Annotated in this window: 19 protein-coding genes; all 19 read right to left on the reverse strand. The window is 65.7% G+C overall.

Features of this window, described 5'->3' with window-relative positions; genetic code table 11:
- Positions 1–9 precede the first annotated feature (9 nt).
- The 19 genes from GMOLON4_RS05255 to hrcA all read right to left on the reverse strand — a co-directional run bounded on the left by GMOLON4_RS05255 (position 10) and on the right by hrcA (position 19,080).
- Positions 10–1,311: a deoxyguanosinetriphosphate triphosphohydrolase gene (locus GMOLON4_RS05255; protein WP_051265836.1), complete on the reverse strand. Its 1,302-nt coding sequence runs from the start codon at positions 1,309–1,311 to the stop codon at positions 10–12.
- The gene (dusB, locus tag GMOLON4_RS05260) at positions 1,295–2,368 is read right to left on the reverse strand and encodes a tRNA dihydrouridine synthase DusB (protein WP_265415408.1); all 1,074 of its coding nucleotides are present in this window, start codon (positions 2,366–2,368) and stop codon (positions 1,295–1,297) included. The genes GMOLON4_RS05255 and dusB overlap by 17 nt, the downstream gene beginning before the upstream one ends.
- Positions 2,369–2,514: 146 nt before the next feature.
- On the reverse strand, positions 2,515–3,903 hold the full coding sequence (locus GMOLON4_RS05265; RefSeq protein WP_026935649.1) for a glycine--tRNA ligase: 1,389 nt from the start codon (positions 3,901–3,903) through the stop codon (positions 2,515–2,517).
- Between the two features lie 76 nt (positions 3,904–3,979).
- Complete coding sequence (gene lipA / locus GMOLON4_RS05270) at positions 3,980–5,017, reverse strand: lipoyl synthase (protein WP_035731298.1); 1,038 nt, start codon at positions 5,015–5,017, stop codon at positions 3,980–3,982.
- Complete coding sequence (gene lipB, locus GMOLON4_RS05275) at positions 5,014–5,649, reverse strand: lipoyl(octanoyl) transferase LipB (RefSeq protein WP_245575315.1); 636 nt, start codon at positions 5,647–5,649, stop codon at positions 5,014–5,016. Before lipB ends, lipA begins: the two co-directional genes overlap by 4 nt.
- Before the next feature lie 46 nt (positions 5,650–5,695).
- Positions 5,696–6,481, reverse strand: coding sequence for an isoprenyl transferase (locus GMOLON4_RS05280; RefSeq protein ID WP_026935647.1), 786 nt, complete (start codon positions 6,479–6,481; stop codon positions 5,696–5,698).
- A 58-nt stretch (positions 6,482–6,539) separates the two neighbouring features.
- Entirely contained in the window at positions 6,540–7,322 is a 783-nt protein-coding gene (recO, locus tag GMOLON4_RS05285; RefSeq protein WP_322745136.1) for a DNA repair protein RecO, read from the reverse strand.
- 5 nt (positions 7,323–7,327) lie between these two features.
- Positions 7,328–9,067: a 2-isopropylmalate synthase gene (gene leuA, locus GMOLON4_RS05290; protein ID WP_026935645.1), complete on the reverse strand. Its 1,740-nt coding sequence runs from the start codon at positions 9,065–9,067 to the stop codon at positions 7,328–7,330.
- Between the two features lie 136 nt (positions 9,068–9,203).
- Positions 9,204–9,932 (reverse strand): ATP-binding cassette domain-containing protein, encoded by a 729-nt coding sequence (locus tag GMOLON4_RS05295; RefSeq protein ID WP_026935644.1) that lies wholly within the window; start codon positions 9,930–9,932, stop codon positions 9,204–9,206.
- 80 nt (positions 9,933–10,012) lie between these two features.
- The gene (locus GMOLON4_RS05300; protein ID WP_245575316.1) at positions 10,013–10,603 is read right to left on the reverse strand and encodes a response regulator; all 591 of its coding nucleotides are present in this window, start codon (positions 10,601–10,603) and stop codon (positions 10,013–10,015) included.
- Between the two features lie 88 nt (positions 10,604–10,691).
- Positions 10,692–12,092, reverse strand: a complete 1,401-nt coding sequence (locus tag GMOLON4_RS05305) for a sensor histidine kinase (RefSeq protein ID WP_146137538.1) — start codon at positions 12,090–12,092, stop codon at positions 10,692–10,694.
- On the reverse strand, positions 12,058–13,005 hold the full coding sequence (gene era / locus GMOLON4_RS05310) for a GTPase Era (protein WP_026935642.1): 948 nt from the start codon (positions 13,003–13,005) through the stop codon (positions 12,058–12,060). Before era ends, GMOLON4_RS05305 begins: the two co-directional genes overlap by 35 nt.
- Complete coding sequence (locus GMOLON4_RS05315) at positions 12,995–14,347, reverse strand: hemolysin family protein (protein ID WP_035731294.1); 1,353 nt, start codon at positions 14,345–14,347, stop codon at positions 12,995–12,997. The genes era and GMOLON4_RS05315 overlap by 11 nt, the downstream gene beginning before the upstream one ends.
- A complete protein-coding gene (ybeY, locus tag GMOLON4_RS05320) occupies positions 14,344–14,817 on the reverse strand; it encodes an rRNA maturation RNase YbeY (RefSeq protein WP_026935641.1) in 474 nt (157 codons plus the stop codon). Before ybeY ends, GMOLON4_RS05315 begins: the two co-directional genes overlap by 4 nt.
- On the reverse strand, positions 14,814–15,848 hold the full coding sequence (locus GMOLON4_RS05325; protein WP_051265830.1) for a PhoH family protein: 1,035 nt from the start codon (positions 15,846–15,848) through the stop codon (positions 14,814–14,816). The genes ybeY and GMOLON4_RS05325 overlap by 4 nt, the downstream gene beginning before the upstream one ends.
- Positions 15,835–16,182 (reverse strand): histidine triad nucleotide-binding protein, encoded by a 348-nt coding sequence (locus tag GMOLON4_RS05330; RefSeq protein ID WP_026935640.1) that lies wholly within the window; start codon positions 16,180–16,182, stop codon positions 15,835–15,837. Before GMOLON4_RS05330 ends, GMOLON4_RS05325 begins: the two co-directional genes overlap by 14 nt.
- A gap of 17 nt (positions 16,183–16,199) precedes the next feature.
- The gene (locus GMOLON4_RS05335) at positions 16,200–16,943 is read right to left on the reverse strand and encodes a 16S rRNA (uracil(1498)-N(3))-methyltransferase (RefSeq protein ID WP_026935639.1); all 744 of its coding nucleotides are present in this window, start codon (positions 16,941–16,943) and stop codon (positions 16,200–16,202) included.
- Positions 16,943–18,040, reverse strand: a complete 1,098-nt coding sequence (gene dnaJ / locus GMOLON4_RS05340) for a molecular chaperone DnaJ (protein WP_026935638.1) — start codon at positions 18,038–18,040, stop codon at positions 16,943–16,945. The genes GMOLON4_RS05335 and dnaJ overlap by 1 nt, the downstream gene beginning before the upstream one ends.
- 17 nt (positions 18,041–18,057) lie before the next feature.
- Positions 18,058–19,080, reverse strand: a complete 1,023-nt coding sequence (gene hrcA, locus GMOLON4_RS05345) for a heat-inducible transcriptional repressor HrcA (protein WP_026935637.1) — start codon at positions 19,078–19,080, stop codon at positions 18,058–18,060.
- Positions 19,081–19,085: the final 5 nt, after the last annotated feature.

Consider the following 19,085-nt stretch of genomic DNA (forward strand, 5'->3'; position numbering starts at 1 on the left):
CCTACGCCGTTACCAATGTTGCTGGGCCCCGATGACCTTGCTGTGGAGAGTGAGTGCGGACTGGTCGGTGAGGGACGCGACCTGGTCGACGACGACTCGGCGCTTCGCCGCATCGTCCGTCGCGTCGCGGAAGAGCCGCGTGTACCCGTCATCGAGGAAGCGCTCCCCCGAGGCCCACAGACCCTCGAGCAACTCGGTGAGCAGCTGCCGCTGGCGCGCATACACGGGCTGGCGCGTCGGCAGCGACATTACGAAGCCGGACACGGTGCCCTTGAGCAGCGCGATCTCGGCCTCGGTCTCCCGCGGCACGATGACGTCGGCCGCGAACCGCGTGAGCCGCGCATCCTTGCCATAGTGCTCGAGCGTCGCGTGCGTGGCCGCCTGCGCGAATCGCCCGATGAGCTGCGAGGTGAGGTTCTTCAGGCCTGCCTGCGTGCGCATCGTGCCGTCGTACTCGTGCACCCAATACGGCGCCGCGAGCAACCGCTCGAGCGCCTCTGCCATCTCGTCCTGGCTGAACTCGCCGTGCGACCAGTCGACCCCGTTGTAGAGAATCGCCTCGCGGTTCTCGGCCCACTCGATCTCCTCGAGCGGAATGTACCCCTCGACCACGGCGTCCTCGAGGTCGTGCACCGAATACGCGATGTCGTCCGAAAGATCCATCACCTGCGCCTCGATGCACTTGCGGTCCGCCGGCGCGTCGGCGCGCAGCCACTCGAACACGTCGCGGTCGTCCTCATACATGCCGAACTTGCGCGTGCCCTTCTCCTTGGCCGTCGCGTAGTCCCACGGGTATTTGCAGGATGCGTCGAGGCAGGCCCGGGTCAGGTTCAGTCCGTAGGTGCGCCCGTCCTCGCCGATCACCTTCGGCTCGAGCCGGGTGATGAGGCGGAGGGTCTGGGCATTGCCCTCGAAGCCGCCAATCTCCTCGGCCCACTCGGCAAGCGCGCGCTCGCCGTTGTGGCCGAACGGCGGATGCCCGATGTCGTGCGCGAGGCACGCGGTATCCACAACGTCGGGGTCGAGGTCGAGTACGCCCGCGAGCTCGCGGCCAACCTGCGCGACCTCGAGCGAGTGCGTCAGCCGGTTGCGGGCGAAGTCGACGCCAGAGGTCGGCGAAAGCACCTGGGTCTTCTGCGACAAGCGGCGCAGGCCGGATGAGTGCAGCAGCCGGGCGCGATCGCGCGCGAACTCGGAGCGGTTGCGGTTCTCGTGGTGCTCGTGGAGGAAACGGTCGCCGTCGCGTGTCTCGTAGCCGCGGGCCGGGATGTCGGTGGTCGCTTGCGGCAAGTGCTTAGCCTCCCGACACATCGAGTTCGGCGGCGGCGATGTCGTCCTGATCCGCCGAACTCATCGTGCGGGAATCGAGCCAGCCCTGCGGCAGCGCGGCGCGGCGGGGCGAACCCGCGCGCCCGCGCGGGCCCATCGCGCTCGAGCCGGGCCACGGCTCATCCGGGAGGTCTGCGACGAGCTCGCGCAGCTGGTCGAGGGTCTCGATCAGCGCGAAGTCGCGACGCGCCTCGCCACCGACCGGGTAGCCCTTGAAGTACATCGCGGCATGCTTGCGGAAGTCGCGGCAGCCGTAGAACTCGTCTTCGTAGAAGTCGACGAGGAGCTCGGCGTGACGAATCATCGCGGCGCCGACCTCGCGCAGCCCCGGTTGGGCGCGCTCGGGGCGGCCCGCGAAGGCAGCCTCGAGATCGGCGAACAACCAGGGACGGCCGAGGACGCCGCGGCCAACCACGACGCCATCGCAACCGGTCTCGCGAACCATCCGCACGCCATCCTCGCCCTCGAACACGTCGCCGTTACCGAGAATCGGGATGGACGAGATCGTCTCCTTGAGCGTCGCGATCGAGGACCAGTCGGCTTTCCCGGAATACTGCTGCTCGAGCGTGCGCGCGTGCAGCGTGATGCCCGCGATTCCCGAGCCCTCCGCGATGCGGGCGCTCTCGAGGTACGTGAGTCGTTCCTCGTTAATGCCCTTGCGGATCTTCACGGTCACCGGGACGTCGCCGGCGCGGCGGACGGCCTCGGTGCAGATTGCTTCGAAGAGGTCGCGCTTCCACGGCAGGGCGCTGCCGCCGCCGCGCTTCGTGACCTTCGGCACGGGGCAGCCGAAGTTGAGGTCGAGGTGGTCGACCTTGTCCTCGTCTACGAGCATCGCAACCGAGTCACCCACGATCTTCGGGTCGACACCGTACAGCTGAATCGAGCGGACCTTCTCCTCCGGGTGGTGACGGATGAGGCGCAGCGCGGTCGGGTTCTTCTCGACCAGCGCGCGCGTCGTCACCATCTCGGTGATGTAAAGGCCGGCACCATATTCCTGACACAGCCGTCGGAACGCCTCGTTGGTGATGCCCGCCATGGGGGCGAGCGCGACCGGCGAGGCGATCTCGATCGGGCCGATCTTGAGCGCCGGGGCCGGGGCTGCCTGGGTTCCCTGAGGTGACTGAGCAGCCTGGGGGCCTGCGTGGCCTGGGTGGGTTCGGTAATCGTCATGGGCTCCCGCAATTAGCAGCCGCGCAGGCGCTCGGACAGATAGCCGAACAGGCGGTCCATCGAGACGCGCTCCTGCTGCATCGTGTCGCGCTCGCGCACGGTGACGGCGCGATCGTCGATCGAGTCGAAGTCAACGGTGACGCAGAACGGAGTACCGATCTCGTCCTGGCGGCGGTAGCGGCGGCCGATCGCGCCGGCGTCGTCGAAGTCGATGTTCCAGCGACCGCCGTTGCGGATCGAGTCGGCGACCTCCTTCGCGAGCGGAGTGAGGTTCTCGTTGCGCGAGAGCGGCAGGACGGCGACCTTGTTCGGCGCGAGGCGCGGGTCGAGGCGCAGCACCTTGCGCTTGTCGACGCCGCCCTTCGAGTTCGGCGCCTCGTCCTCGGCGTACGCATCCACGAGGAACGCCATGAGCGAGCGGGTCAGGCCGAACGAGGGCTCGATAACGTACGGGGTGAACCGCTCACCTGCCGCCTGGTCGAAGAAGCTGAGCTCCTCGCCCGAGGCCTTCGCGTGCGACGATAGGTCGAAGTCGGTGCGGTTGGCGACGCCCATCAGCTCGCCCCACTCGTTGCCCTGGAAGCCGAAGCGGTACTCGAAGTCGATCGTGCGCGCCGAGTAGTGGGCGCGCTCGTCCTCGGGCACGTCGAACTGGCGGATGTTCTCGGGATCGATACCGAGGTCGTAGAACCACTCGAGGCAGTCCTTGACCCACGCGTCGAAGTGCTCGGGAGCATCTTCGGGCTTGACGAAGTACTCGATCTCCATCTGCTCGAACTCGCGCGTGCGGAAGATGAAGTTACCCGGCGTAATCTCGTTGCGGAACGCCTTACCAACCTGGCCGATGCCGAACGGCGGCTTCTTGCGCGCGGTGGTGAGCACGTTCATAAAGTTCACGAAGATGCCCTGCGCCGTCTCCGGGCGGAGGTAGTGGAGGCCGGCCGCGTCATCCACCGGGCCGAGGTAGGTCTTCACGAGGCCCGAGAACAGGCGTGGCTCGGTCCAGGAGCCTTCCTGGCCGGTCTCGGGGTCGCGAATGTCGGCGAGGCCGTTCTCGGGCTGCTTGCCGTGCTTCGCGACGTACGCCTCGATGAGGTGGTCGGCGCGGTAGCGCTTGTGGGTGTGCAGCGACTCGACGAGCGGGTCGGTGAACGTCTCGACGTGGCCGGACGCCTCCCAGACGGCCTTCGGCAGGATGATCGACGAGTCGAGGCCGACCATGTCGGCGCGGCCGCGCACGAAGGTCTGCCACCACTGCTGCTTGATGTTCTCCTTGAGCTCCACGCCGAGGGGGCCGTAGTCCCAAGCCGAGCGCGAACCGCCGTAGATTTCACCCGCCTGGTAGACGAAACCGCGCTGTTTAGCGAGGGCGATTACCTGGTCGAGCTTCGAGGCTGCCATCTAAAGAACACTCCTGGGCGTCATGGGAAACGGGGACATCGTGCAAACACAATCAACGTCCCAGTCTACCGCGGGATTACGCCGGAGCGAGTACCTCTCCCAGGTGCGGATTCCGCGCCACGATCGAGGATGCTTCCTGGTACGCGGGCGTGGTGTCGCGCAGGTGCGAGAGCGCCTCCGGAATTTCGCGACCCTTCGCCGACATCGCCTGGGCCCAGAGCCGACCGGCGCGGTACGAAGAGCGCACGAGCGGCCCCGCCATGACGCCCGCGAAACCGAGCTCGCGCGCGAGATCCGAGAGCTCAATGAACTCTTGCGGCTTTACCCAGCGGTCGATTGGGTGGTGCAGCTTCGACGGCCGCAGGTACTGCGTCAGCGTGAGGATGTCGGTGCCGCGATCGCGCAGGTCGCGCATCGTCGACTCGATCTCCTCGCGCGTCTCCCCCATCCCGAGGATCAGGTTTGACTTCGTGATCATCCCGAGCTCGCTCGCGCGGGCGAGCATATCGAGCGAGCGGTCATAGCGGAACGCCGGACGAATCTCCTTGAAGATGCGCGGCACGGTCTCGAGGTTGTGGGCGAACACCTCGGGCTCGGCCTCGCACACGGCCTCGATCGCGCCGCTGCCGCCGCGGAAGTCGTCGACGAGCAGCTCGACACCCGTGCCGGGGTTCAGTGCGTGGATCTGTCGCGCCGTCTCGGCGAAGAGCCAAGATGCGCCATCCGGCAGGTCATCGCGCGCGACACCCGTGACGGTCGCGTAGCGCAGGCCCAGCTCGCGCACCGACTCGGCGACGCGACGAGGCTCGTCGCGGTCGTAGCTCACCGGCTTGCCCGTCGCGATCATGCAGAAGTCGCAGCGCCGCGTGCACTGGTCACCGCCGATGAGGAACGTCGCCTCGCGGTCCTCCCAGCACTCGTAGATATTCGGGCAGCCGGCTTCCTCGCAGACCGTGTGGAGCTCGCTCTGGCGCGCGAGGCGGCGCACATCCTGGTACTGCTCGCCGACGCTCGCACGCGTGCGGATCCACTCGGGCTTCTTCTCGATCGGCGTCTGCATGTTTCGCGCCTCGACGCGAAGGAGCTTGCGGCCCTCGGGCGATGGGGTGCTCATAACTGGCCTACTTTCTCGGGCGCGCGAAAGTGCGCCAGTTCCTGCTCAAGGTATGGATGTAATAGTCCGGCGATCTCGGCGACCGACAGCGAAACCCCGAGCTCCGCGAGTGAGACGACCCCCGCATCCTGAATGCCACACGGGACGATCCGCTCGAAGTCGGCGAGGTTAGTCGAGACGTTGAGCGCGAGCCCGTGCATCGTCGTGCGTTTCGCGAAGCGAACGCCAATCGCGCACAGCTTGCGGTCGGGCTGGCCCGCGGCGGTGATCCAGACGCCGGTGCGGCCTTTGACGCGGCCCGCAAGGATGCCGAGCTTCGCTGCGAGGTCGATCACGGCCTGCTCGAGACCGCGGACATAGGCCACCACATCCTGGCGGCCGTGCACGTGGATGATCGGGTATGCGACGAGCTGCCCCGGGCCGTGATAGGTCACCGAGCCGCCGCGATCGATGCGGACGACCGGGACATCCGGGTTCGGGATGTCCTCGTCAGAGGTGCTGCTGCCCGCCGTATAGACGGGCGCGAACTCGCTGTAGATGACGGTGTCGGGAGCTTCCCCCGCCGCCACGGCAGCGTGCAGCTCGCGCTGGATCGCATCCACCTCGAGATACTCTATCGGCGCATCGGTCAACAAGGCTAATTTTTGCACGCCGTCCAGTAAAGCACGGAAACAAGAGTTACGGGGTCGACGCCTCCGACTGCGGCTTATCGACGGCGCCGCCAAAGCGGCGATCACGGTCGATATACAGCCCGATGGCGTGCCACAGATCCTCGCGTGTGAAGTCCGGCCACAGCGTGTCGAGGAAGACCATCTCTGCATAGGCGGATTCCCACAGCAGGAAATTCGAGGTGCGCTGCTCGCCAGACGACCGAATGAACAGGTCGACGTCCGGCAGCTGCGGCTGGTAGAGATACTTCTCGATCGTGTTCTCGCGGATGCGGTCGGGATTGATCCTGCCCTCGGCGGCGTCAGCCGCGATTCGGCGCACCGCCTCGACGATCTCGACGCGGCCGCCGTAGTTGACGCACATGTTGAGGGTCATCACCGTGTTATTGCGTGTCAGTTCCTCGGCGGCCTTGAGGTCGGTGATCACGCTCTTCCAGAGCCGTCGCTCGGCGCCCGACCACACCACCTTCACGCCCCACTCGTTGAGCTGGTCGCGCTGACGGCGGAGCACCTCGCGATTGAAGCCCATGAGGAAGCGGACCTCCTCGATCGAGCGCTTCCAGTTCTCGGTCGAGAACGCATACACCGACAGGTGCTGCACGCCCGCCTGCACCGCGCCCGCGACGACATCGAGCAGGGCCTCTTCGCCCGCTCGGTGCCCCTCGGTGCGCGGCAGTCCGCGCCGATTCGCCCAGCGTCCGTTGCCATCCATCACGATCGCGACGTGTTTCGGTACTGCGCCGGCCGGAAATGCGGGTGGCGTGATTCCGGTCCAGTCGAGGGGCTTGAAATTCATGCCCCTAGCGTACTTTCACCGCTGCGGTTCCGGATGCGCTGTGGTTTCCGCGGCGCTATCACCCGCCGGCATTGCGCATCCGCCACACCTCGTCGATCGCGGTGAAGGATTTCAACTGCCGGTCGAGGTGGTAGGTCACGTACGCCTTCACGATGCGGGATGCGTCCGCCCGGGTCGCCTGGTCGCTCCCCTCCGCGACGCGCCAGTTCCCCGCGAGCAGCGCCCAGAGCAGACGCATCGTGTCGATGTGCGCGGCTAAGGTCGCGCCGCACCCCGGGGCACAGGATGCGCACACCGCTCCCCCGGCCGCGAACGAGATTCGCGCGTGCGGACCCGGCGCGCCGCAGCGGGCACACTCGTTGAAGCTCGGCTCCCAGCCCGCGAGCGAGAGCGAGCGGAGCAAATACGCATCCAGCTCGAGGAGCGGATCGCGCTCGCCCGAGGTGAGCGAGCGCAGCCCCTGCAGCAGCAGTGCGTACTGCAGGGCCGCGGGTTCGGCATCGATGATTTCGTCGACAGATTCGACCATCGCGTTGGCTGCGGCGTAGCGCTCGTAGTCGGCGACGATCGCCTCGGCGAAGCTCTCGACCGTCACCGCCTGCGTCACCGTCTCGAGCCGAGAACGGTCGTCGGGATTCTTCGAATAGAGCTGCGCATCCACGACGGCGAACGGCTCGAGCCGCCCGCCGATCTTGGAGTTGGTCCTGCGCACCCCTCGGGCCACGGCGCGGATCTTTCCGCGCTCACGCCCGAAGAGCGTCAGGATGCGGTCGGCCTCACCGAGCTGCTGCGCGCGCAGCACGACGACCTCATCGCCGTACGAGCGCATCGGTGTGGCCATGCGGCCTAATTGCCGTTGTTGCGCAGCGCCCGGTTCACCGAGGACACGATCGCTTTGAGCGAGGCGTTCGCGATATCCGGGTCGATGCCGACGCCCCACAGGCGCTGCCCGTTGGTCTCGAGCTCGACGTATGCCGCGGCGAGCGCGTCGCCGGAGGCCGAGAGCGTGTGCTCGACGTAGTCGTACAACTTCACCTCGTACCCCTTAGCCTCGAGCGCCTTCAGGAAAGCGTCGATCGGGCCGTTACCGCTCGTCTTGATCTCGCGGGTCTCGTCGGCGACGCGGAGCTTCACGTCCATGGCGGTCGTGCCGTCCATTTCGGTCTGCGTGCGCGTGCCGAAGATCTCGAGGCGTCCCCACTTGTCCTCGACCTGTTCGGCCGGCAGGTACTCGTGGATGAACTGCTCCCAGATCGCGTCGACGGTCATCTCGCCGCCCTCGGCGTCCGTGCGCTGCTGCACGAGGCCCGAGAACTCCACCTGCAGGCGACGCGGCAGGTCGAGGTTGTGGTGTTCCTTCAACAGGTACGCGACGCCGCCCTTGCCGGACTGCGAGTTGACGCGGATGACGGCCTCGTAGGTGCGGCCCAGGTCCTGCGGGTCGATCGGCAGGTAGGGCACCTCCCACTGGATCTCCCTGACGTCCTTGCCCTGTTCCTCGGCCTTGACGTCGAGGGCCTCGAAGCCCTTCTTGATCGCATCCTGGTGCGAACCCGAGAACGCGGTGTAGACGAGGTCGCCGCCCCACGGGTGGCGCTCGTCGACCTTGAGCTGGTTGCAGTACTCGACAGTGCGGCGAATCTCGTCGATGTTCGAGAAGTCGATCATCGGGTCGACGCCCTGCGTGAACATGTTCACGCCCAACGTGACGAGGCAGACGTTACCGGTGCGCTCGCCGTTGCCGAACAGGCAACCCTCGATGCGGTCGGCGCCGGCCATGTAGCCGAGCTCCGCCGCTGCGACGCCGGTGCCGCGGTCGTTGTGCGGATGGAGTGAGATCAGGATCGACTCGCGGCGGTCCAGGTTGCGATGCATGTACTCGATCATGTCTGCGTACACGTTCGGGGTCGACATCTCCACGGTCGCCGGCAGGTTGATGATCATCTTATGCTCGGGCGTCGGCTCGAACTCGGCGATGATCGCGTTGCAGACCTCGACGGCGTAGTCGAGCTCGGTGCCCGTAAAGCTCTCGGGCGAGTACTCGTAGTAGATCTCGGTCTCGGGGATCATGTCCTCGAACCGCTTGCACATGCGGGCACCTTCGAGGGCGATCTGTTTGATGCCCTCGCGGTCCTCGCGGAAGACGACCTCGCGCTGCAGCGTGCTCGTCGAGTTGTAGAGGTGCACGATCGCGCGCTTCGCACCGCGCAGCGATTCATAGGTGCGCTTGACGAGGTGCTCGCGCGCCTGGGTCAGCACCTGAATCGTGACGTCCTCGGGGATCTTGTCCTCATCGATGAGGCGGCGCACGAAGTCGAAGTCGGTCTGGCTCGCGGAGGGGAAGCCGACCTCGATCTCCTTGTAGCCCATGCGCACGAGCAGGTCGAACATGACCATCTTGCGCTCGGGCGACATCGGGTCGATCAGCGCCTGGTTGCCGTCGCGGAGGTCGACCGCGCACCAGCGGGGCGCTTCGGTGATGACCTTGTTGGGCCAAGTGCGGTCCGGCAGGCGAACCCCAAACATCTCGTCGTACGACACGTAGCGGTCGATGGGCATGCTTGAGGGCTTCTGGAAGTTTTGCATTTTTCGGAGGTCTCCTGTGAGAGTTTTTGTGGCTAAGCCAACACCGAACTCCGCGACGAGGAAGGCTTAGTTGCTAAGCCTCGTCGCGGCACAGAAGGAGGAGGGTGCCGAAAACGAGCATGGAGCGATGATAGCACTAGCCCGCGGCGAACTGGCGCTGGATCTCCGACCAGCCCCGCACATCCGCAACGACCCGACCGCCCACGACCTTCACGACGTGATGCGCCCGCGACGCGCTCGACAGCTCAGAAGACGCGTACAAGACAGGCAGGCCGTAGTCGGCCGCAATCACGCGCAGCAGCCCCTCGAGCATGCTGCGCTCCCGCTGCGGGAGTTCGGCGAACGGGTTCTCGACCGCAATCATCGCTGGCGCCGGCGCGAGGGCGCGGCCGATCGCCACGCGATGCTGCAACGCCTGCGGGAGGTTCTCGACATAGGCCTGCCCGAGGTCGTTGAACCCCAGGGATTCCTCGACCCGGCGGGTGCGCCCGGCGCGATCCAGCTCCGGTGCCTGATCGAGCCACTGCCCGATTGCGCTATCGATCGTCTGGCCCGCGAAGCAATACGGCTGGGCCGTCAACAGCCCAACTTGGAGTGGCGTCAGCGTGTTTGGCTGCTGCGGACGCCGCGAAATGGCGACGCCCTGCAGGGCGCTCTCCCCCGCATCCGTCGGGTCAACGCCGACCGCGGCGCGGAGGAGCGATTCACCCGAACCGTCGCTCGACAGCAGCACGGTGAGCTCGCCCGCGACCGCGGTGAGCGAGACGTCGATGAGCGGGGCGAAGCCGCCGCGTCGCAGCGATTGGATCTGAAAATCCGTCCCCGAACCACCGAGCGAGCGTGGTGAAAGCAGGGGTGCCGACATGCCCCAAGACTAGGAAGTGGGGCCGCGACTTTCGTCGTCAGTCATGCCGAAGCGGTGTCATCCATGAGTATGAGACAACGTTAAAGTAGCCCGTGCTCGTAAGCGAAGACGACCAGCTGCACGCGATCGCGGAGCGACAGTTTCGCCAGGATGCGCGAGATGTGAGTCTTCACCGTGGCCTCGGAGAGGAACTCCTGCGCCGCGATCTCGCCATTCGACATGCCCTTCGCCGCGAGGAAGAACATCTCCCGCTCGCGCTCAGTGAGCGCTTTGAACTCCTCCGGTTCGCCACCGAGTCGATTTGGCGACTGCGAGAAGCGGCGGATGAGGTCGGCTGTGGCCTGGGCCGCGAACACCTCCGAGCCGGAGTGCACGGTGCGGATCGCCGCGAGGAGGAACTCGGGGTCGGCATCCTTCAGCACGAATCCGGATGCGCCGGAAGCGACGGCCTTCGCGACCGCCTTATCGAGGTCAAAGGTCGTGAGGATGAGGATGCGCGTGTCGAGTCCCCGGGCGACGATCTGCTGCGTCGCTTCGAGCCCATCCATCACCGGCATCCGCACGTCCATGAGGATGACGTCGGGGTTCGTCGCCTGCGCGAGCCGCACCGCCTCCGCACCGTCCGAAGCCTCGGCGACAAACTTCATGTCCGGCTGACTCTCGATGAGCATCCTGATGCCACCGCGGAAAAGCTGCTGGTCATCGACGAGGGCAACGCGAATCGGCGCGTTCGTTTCGGTGCTGGTGCTCAAGAGGAACTCATTTCTGGGTTGATGTGTGAGTCGCGTGCGTCACTTCCACCCTAGGGGGAATTTCTGCGCGCACCGGCTCATGCTCGCCGGTCACGTACGATTCGGGGTCCGTCGGGAGATCGCATTCGACGTTGGCCGCGGGCGAGACATAGGGCGCCTGTGCCCGCACGACCCACTCGCATCCCTCCATGCCGGCCGACGCCTCGCCACCCACCGCGAGCAGTCGCTCCCGCATGCCGATAATCCCGTGGCCGCCCGACGCGCTGATCTTCGGGACGTCCGCGACCCGGTTTCGCACGATCAGGTAGAGCTTGTCCTCCCAACGGATCTCGAGGGCGGTCGGTGTTTTGTTGTCGCCGTACTTCAGGGCGTTCGTCAGCGCCTCTTGCACGACGCGGAATACGGCAAGCTCGGCGATCGCGCCGATCGGCTTGCGCACCCCGACGACATTCACGTCGACTCGCAGGCCCGCCGCCCGGATGCGGTCGAGGACAGCCGGGATATCGTCGATCCCCTTCGACGGGCCCTCGCCCTGCGTGTGCCGGAGCTGTCCGAGGAGCCCCCGCACATCGGCGAGCGCCTCCCGCGCGGTTTCGGAGATCGTCGACAGGACGGGTTCCGCCTTGTTTGGGTCCGCCTTCATGAGGTACCGGCCGCCGTCCGCCTGCGCGACGACGACGGCAAGCGAGTGCGCGACCACGTCGTGCATGTCGCGCGCAATCCGGTTGCGTTCCTGCTCGACAATCAGCTGCTCCTGCGTGCGCTGATACTCGATCTCGGCGAGCTCAGCCGAGTGCGTGAGCTGATGAGCCTGAATCTGGACCCGCTGCACCATGCCGGCGAGCCAGACGACCACCGTCCCGAGTACGAGCGGCACCGAGAAGATCAGCAGCGAGAAGAAGAATGCGGAGGAGCCGTAGAAACCGGCACCCGCGAAGTCGCGCAGGCCGGGGATGTCGACCGGGAAGAGCGCGAGGTAGACCGCCTCCAAGAGCGGAAAGACGACGGCCATGATGCCCGACAGCCAGATCCGCAGCCGCGAGCCGTTCGCGGCGCAGCTGAACAGCACCATGAGGATGGCGATATCACCGAAGGACGGCGGTGCCCCCACGAGCAGCTTGATGTTGAAGCCGAATGTCAGCAGCACGAGCGAGGGCCAGGGACATGTCCGCCGGGTGATGATGGCGAGCGTAAATGGGACCCAGGATGCGAGCAGGCGCCAGTCGAAGAAGATTTGCCAATTCTGGTTGATCGACAGCGGCAGCCCGACCGTGAGCATCAGCACGAGGCCGACGAGCACGTCGGTTAGCACGGCGTGTCGAGGCTGTTCCTCCTGCACATGGCAGAACCAGCTCGGCGCGCGAAAGACGGGCTCAGAACCCGAGTCGACCAAGCTGTTTTGCGTCACGTTGCCAATCCTTTGCCACCTTTACGTGCAGCGTCAGACTAACGCGACGATCGCTGATCGCGGTGATCGCCTTGGTCGCGAACTGTCGCACGTTCTTCAGTCGGGCGCCATTCTTGCCGATGATGATGCCCTTCTGGCTCTCCCGCTCGACATAGATGTTCGCGTAGATGTGGCGCTTGCCGTCGTCATCTTCGTCGTCAAACATGTCCTCGATCATTACCGCGATCGAGTGCGGGAGCTCGTCGTGGACACCGTGGAGCGCCGACTCACGGATGAGTTCCGAGACCCGCTGCGAGTATGTCTCCTCGGTGATCATGTCGTCGGGGTACAGCTGCGGCGATTCCGGGAAGAGCGCGATGAGCTCCTGGATGAGGGGCTCGAGATTAATGTCCTCGGTCGAGGAGACGGGGATGATGACGTCCCAGTCGCGCAGCGTCTCGATCTCCATGAGCTGCTTCGCGACCTCGGGCTTCGGCACCGTCTCGCACTTGGTCACGAGCGCGACCTTCTTCGCCTGCGGTGCGCGGTCTAGCCACTCGTTGATGAGCCGGTCGCCGGGGCCGATCGGTTCGTTCGCCGGCACGCAGAAGCCCACGACGTCGACATCGCTCAGTACATCCTCGACGATGTCGTTGAGCCGCTGGCCGAGCAGCGTCCGCGGCCGGTGGATGCCCGGGGTGTCGACGATGATGATCTGGCCGTTCGGCCGATGCACGATGCCGCGAATCGCGCGGCGCGTCGTCTGCGGCTTGTCGGAGGTGATCACGATCTTCTCGCCGACAAGCGCGTTCGTGAGGGTGGACTTTCCCACGTTGGGTCGACCAACGAACGTGACGAATCCGGCGCGGTAGTTGGGCTCGCTCGCGGATTCGTCTTCGCCCTGCGGCTGGTCGGTTAGGTCATCAATACTCATGGTTCTCCTTGTGCAGCTTGGAGGTCCGATCGTCGAGAACCCCGGTGAGTGAATCTTGCAGTGGTGCGGAAAGCCCACTGCCGGATTCGCGAGTTCCGATAAAGCGCACCGAAACCTCGGTCACCCGGTGGCGGCGTCCCACGCGATCGGCCGTGAGTTCGAGACCGTCAACGACGACTCGGTCGCCCAGCACCGGAATCTTTCCGAGCGCCTTCGACATCAGTCCGCCGACCGAGTCTACGTCCTCGTCGTCAATCTCGATATCGAAGAGCTCGCCGAGCTCGCTGGTGGACATACGCGAGGAGACGCGCATCGCGCCGCTCGCAAGCAATTCGATCTCTTCGGTATCGCGGTCGTGCTCGTCGTTGATCTCACCCACGAGCTCCTCGATGAGGTCCTCAAAGGTCACGAGACCGGCAACCCCGCCGTACTCATCAATCACGATCGCGAAGTGGGTCGACTCGCGCTGCATCCGGCGCAACAGCTCGCTCGCGCCGAGCGACTCGGGAACGAACGTCGCGGGCCGTGCCACGGTCAGGACGGTACCCGCACCGCGGGTGCCGCCGTGCAGCATTTCGCGCGACAGGTCCTTCTGGTAGGCCACCCCGCGAACGTCGTCGCTATCGCGGCCGATGATCGGGGCGCGCGAGATACCGTCGTCGAGGAGCTCACCGAGCGCCTGCGCGACGGTGCTGTCCGCATCCACCGTGTGCATGTCGGTGCGTGCCACCATCACCTCGCGAACGAGCCGGTCGGAGAAGTCGAATACCGAGTGGATCAGCTCGCGATCTTCGTCCTCGAGCACCTCATCCTCGGCGGCCTCGTCGACCATCGACAGCAGCTGTTCCTCGCTCGATAGCGATCCCGAGCGCGGGGTCGGGTTCGGGGTGACCGAGTCGCCGATGGCCGTAAGCAGGTCGGCAATGACGCCGGTCAGAACGCGCGCGGCACGAATAAGCCACGACAGGGCGCTCACGGTCTTCTGCGGATGCGCACGACCGATCGATTTCGCGCTCGATCCGCTGAGGAGAAAGTGCACCACGAGCATCACGACGGCGGTCACGGCAAAGGCGATCCACGGCTGTCCCGAGCGATCGGTGAACCACACCGCGAGCAGCGCGGTCGCGAGCGTTTCGGTGCCAGCCCGGGTAAAGGTCACGGCATGCTCGTGGCCTTCCGGGTTCGCCGCGATCCCCATGAGGAACCGGTTCCCCGGCCGCTCCTCCGAGAGCTCGGCGATATCGGCACGCGGCAGCTGCGCGAGGGCCGCCTGCGCGGCCGCGAGCAGTGTCGAAATCAGCACCAATACGATCAGGATGCTGATGACGAGAAACCAGGTCACTTGCGGAAACCGGCCTTTCGTTCGGCCGTCGCGAAGCTCAGCAGCAGATCGCGTTGCAGGCCAAACATCTCCTTGTGCTCTTCCGGTTCGGCGTGGTCAAAGCCCAACAGGTGCAGGGTGCCGTGGGTTACGAGCAGGAGAATCTCATCCACCGTGCTGTGGCCCGCGGTCTTCGCCTGAGTCTCGGCAACCTGCGGGCACACCACGATGTCACCAAGGAGCCCCGGCGGGGTCTGGCGTTCGATCGAACCGGGGCGAAGCTCATCCATCGGAAAGCTCAGCACGTCGGTCGGGCCAGGCTCGTCCATCCACTGCACGTGCAGCTCTTCCATCGGCCCCACGTCAACGAAGACGATGCTGAGGTCGGCATCCGGGTGGATGTGCAGTTGGTCCAGGTTATGGGTCGCGAGGCGAAGAATCTTTGCCTCGTCGATCTCCATGTTGGACTCGTTGTTTACCTCAATGCTCAAAATCGGCCTCCGGTCTTCTTGCGCTCCGTACGCGCCTGCGTGCGCGCGTCGTGGGCCGTGTATGCGTCAACAATCTCGCTCACGAGGGTGTGTCGGACGACGTCCTGGCTCGTGAGGGTCGAGAAGTGGATGTCCTCGACGTCTTCCAGGACGATTGTGGCCTGCTTGAGGCCGGATGCCCCGCCCGGCAAGTCGATCTGGGTGATGTCACCCGTGACGACCATCTTCGAACCAAAGCCGAGGCGCGTGAGGAACATCTTCATCTGCTCGGGGGTCGTGTTCTGCGCCTCGTCGAGCACGACGAAGGCGTCATTCAGGGTGCGACCACGCATGTATGCCAGGGGCGCGACCTCGACGACGTTCGTGGACATGAGCTTGAGCACGAGGTCCGGCTCGAGCATCTCGCCGAGCGCATCGAAGAGCGGGCGCAGGTAGGGGTCGATCTTCTCCGTCAGCGTGCCGGGCAGGAACCCGAGGTTCTCCCCCGCCTCGACGGCGGGACGAGTTAAGACGATCTTCGCGATTTCCTTGCGCTGCAGCGCCTGCACCGCCTTCGCCATCGCCAGATAGGTCTTGCCGGTGCCGGCGGGCCCGATCCCAAACGTGATCGTGTGCTCGTCGATCGCATCCACGTAGCGCTTCTGCCCGAGTGTTTTCGGCCGGATCGTGCGCCCGCGCGTCGTGAGAATCGACTCGCCGAGGACCTCGGACGGCGGCGGGGCGCCTGGGGTTTCGAGCAGCTGATTCGACCGACTCACCGCCTGGGGATCGATCACGGTACCCGAACGCACCATGTCCGCGATTTCCTGGACGAGCGACTCCGCTCGCGCGACGTCATCGCGGTGCCCCGAGAGGGTGAGCTGATTGCCGCGGGCGAGTACACGGACGCGGGGATGCTCACGCTCGATCGTGCGCAGAATCTGATCGCCCGGGCCGAGCAGGTTCACCATCGGCACATCGTCGATGATGATCGAGCGCTCGATCTTGCCGTCGTCGGCCGTGTCGTCAGCCGTGTTCTCAGAACGTGGCAAGAGTGCCTTCCTCGAGGCCGCCACCCAGGATGTGCGCGTGCACGTGGAAAATCGTCTGGCCGGCCTCGGCGCCAGTGTTGAAAATGAGGCGGTACTGCCCGCCCGTGTGCTCGTTCGCGAGCTGCTGCGCCGTCGCGACGATGTGCGCAAGCAAGTCTGCGTCGCCCGCCGCAAGCTCCGCCACATTCGCGTACTCCGGCGTCTTCGGCACCACGAGCAGGTGCACGGGAGCCTTCGGGGCAATATCGCGGATCGCGATTACGCGGTCGTCCTCGAAAAGAATCTCGCTCGGAATTTCACGGTTGATGATCTTGGTAAAGATGCTGTCGGCCATGCGGGCAATTCTACTGGTCACCATCGGGAAAGCCGGGTGAGGAGTGCTGCGATAGCCGCGGGCCCTGCCGTCGAGGTCCGCAGCACGTTCTGCCCGAGGCGTACCGCAACCGCTCCTGAGCTGCGAAACAGCTCGATCTCCTCGTCCGAGACGCCGCCCTCCGGACCAACGATGAGCGTGAGCGCGTCGCCGTCGCCGAGATCGTCGAGTGGGACCTCACCGAGTGGGAGCTCCCCACCTGGATCGAGCACGAGCACCCGCCCGGGCTCGAACTGCGCGGCGAGCTGCTTGGAGGTCGCGACCGCCGCGATCTCGGGCACGCGCGCTCGAATCGACTGCTTCGATGCCTCACGGGCGATGGTCTCCCACCGCTCGCGATTCTTCAGCGCCTTATCCCCGACCCACTTCGAAACCGAACGGCTCGCCTGCCAGGGCACCACCGCATCCACGCCGAGCTCGACCGCGGCCTGCAGCGCCATCTCGTCGCGCCCGCCCTTGGCGAGGCCCTGGACGAGGACGAGCCGCGGCGAAGCGACCCGCTCGACCACCGCATCCTCGAGCGCGCGAACTCGAAACTCGCCTGTGGACGTGGCCACCACCTCGGCCTCGACACGCGCGCCGCGGCCGTTCAGCAGGATGATCTGCTCTCCCTCACGCATGCGCGCCACCTTGACAGCGTGGCGCGCCTCATCGCCCGTCACGACGAGTTCGTCGCCCGTGACCGCTGCATCCCAATCGGGCTGCAGGTAGGCGTGGGCCACTAGCGGCCGAACTTTCCGCGCAGTTTCGAGAACAGCCCGGGCTTTTCCTTCGAGAGGGTCGGGCCCGACTCGTGCTTCGAGCGCTCGGCGAACTGCTTGAGGAGGTCTTTCTGCTTGTTGTCGAGCTTGGTTGGTGTGCGCACGTGCAGCGTGACCTCGAGGTCACCGCGGTGCGTCGAGCGCAACCGGGTGATGCCGCGGCCGCGTACCGAAAGGACGTCGCCCGACTGAGCGCCGACCGGAATCTCGAGCTCGACGTCGCCGTCGAGGCCGGGCAGTGTGGTCGTCGTGCCGAAGATCGCGTCGATCATCGAGACCTCGAGCAGGCACTCGAGGTTGTCGCCGTTACGCACGTAGACGTCGTGCTCGCGCACGCGCACCTCAAGGTAGAGGTCGCCATTCGGGCCACCGCCGGGGCCAGCCTCGCCCTGACCGGGCAGGTGGAGGCGCAGGCCCGAGTCGACGCCCGCGGGGATGTCGACGGGGATCGTGACCTCAGCGCGCACGCGACCCTGGCCGTGGCAAGTCTCACACGCGTGCTCGATGATCGTGCCGAACCCCTGGCAGGTGCCACAGGGTGAGGTCGAGATGACCGGGCCGAGGATCGAGCGCACTTGGCGACGGATCTCGCCCGAACCGCCACACTCGGAACACGTTACCGGCGAGGTTCCCGGCGCCGCCCCGGTGCCGTGGCAGTCCTCGCAGTGGGTCGCGGTCTGCACCTCAATGTCGCGGTGCGTGCCGAAGATTACCTCGTCGAGGTCGAGCTCGACGCGGATGAGCGCATCCTGCCCGCGCTGCGCGCGCGAACGCGGCCCGCGACCGCCGCCGCCACCCTGACCGCCGAAGAAGGCGTCGAAGATGTCGCCGAAGCCAAAGCCGCCCATGCCATCCTGGCCGCCCATGTCGTACTGCTTACGTCGCTGCGGGTCGGAAAGCGTGTCGTAGGCCGCGGTGACGTCCTTGAACTTCTCTTCCGCGTCGGGTGACGGGTTGACGTCCGGGTGCAGCTCACGCGCGAGCTTTCGGTACGCCTTCTTGATTTCGTCCTGCGACGCTTCTTTGCTCACGCCCAGGACTTCGTAGTGGTCTGCCAAAACTGGCTGCCTCCTTGTTATGCCGCCGTGTCGTTGAACACGCGCGATAGATAGCGGGCGACTGCGCGAACAGCCGCGATGTTACGCCGGTAATCCATGCGAGTTGGTCCGAGAATGCCGAGGCGGGCCTCGCCGCGGTCGGCCATATAGCCCGAAGCCAGGATGCTCGTCTCCTCGAACGAGGCCTCCTCGTTTTCGTGGCCGATCGACACAGCCACCTCGTGATCCTGCAGGTCGAGCTCGGCGACGAGCCGCAGGAGCACCACCTGCTCCTCCATCGCCTCGAGCACCGGCAGGATGCTCGAAAAGTCGCGTTCCGTGCGGGCGAGATTCGCGGCGCCGGCGATGATGAGCCGATCCTCGCGGTTTGAATTGAGCTGATCGATCAGCGCGTTCACGAGCTGGCTCGCGAGCACCTCTTCCTCGCCGGTAAACGGGTCGGTCAGATCATCGATACGCTTGGCGGCCTCCTGCAGCGAGTGACCAACGAGGGTCTCGTTGAAGTGTTGCCGGACCTTGACGAGCGTATCCTCGTCGATTTCCGATTCGATTTCGACGATGCGCTGCTCGACGCGACCCGAGTCGGTGATCAGCACGGTCAGGATGCGCCGGTCACTCAGCGAAACGAGCTCGAGCCGGTGGATCGAGGATGTGAGGAGCGAGGGCAACTGCCCGATCGCGACGGAGTTCGTCAGCTGCGCGAGGGTGCGCACCGACTGCACGACGAGCTCCTCCGGATCGCTCGAGCGCTCCATGAAGTCTTCGATTGCTCGGCGCTGCGCGGTGGTCAGCGGACGAATGCCCGACAGCCGGTCGACGAACACCCGGTAACCCTTGTCCGTCGGGATGCGGCCCGAGGACGTGTGCGGCGCGGTAATGAGCTCCGCTTCTTCGAGCTGAGCCATGTCGTTGCGAATCGTCGCGGCCGACACTCCAAACTTGTGGCGCTCGACCAGCCGCTTCGAGCCGACTGGTTCCTTCGTTTCTACGTAGTCGCCGATGATGGCGCGAAGCACGTCAAGGCTGCGCTCACTCACCACTGACA

The sequence above is a fragment of the Gulosibacter molinativorax genome, assembly GCF_003010915.2.
Classification (GTDB): Bacteria; Actinomycetota; Actinomycetes; order Actinomycetales; family Microbacteriaceae; genus Gulosibacter; species Gulosibacter molinativorax.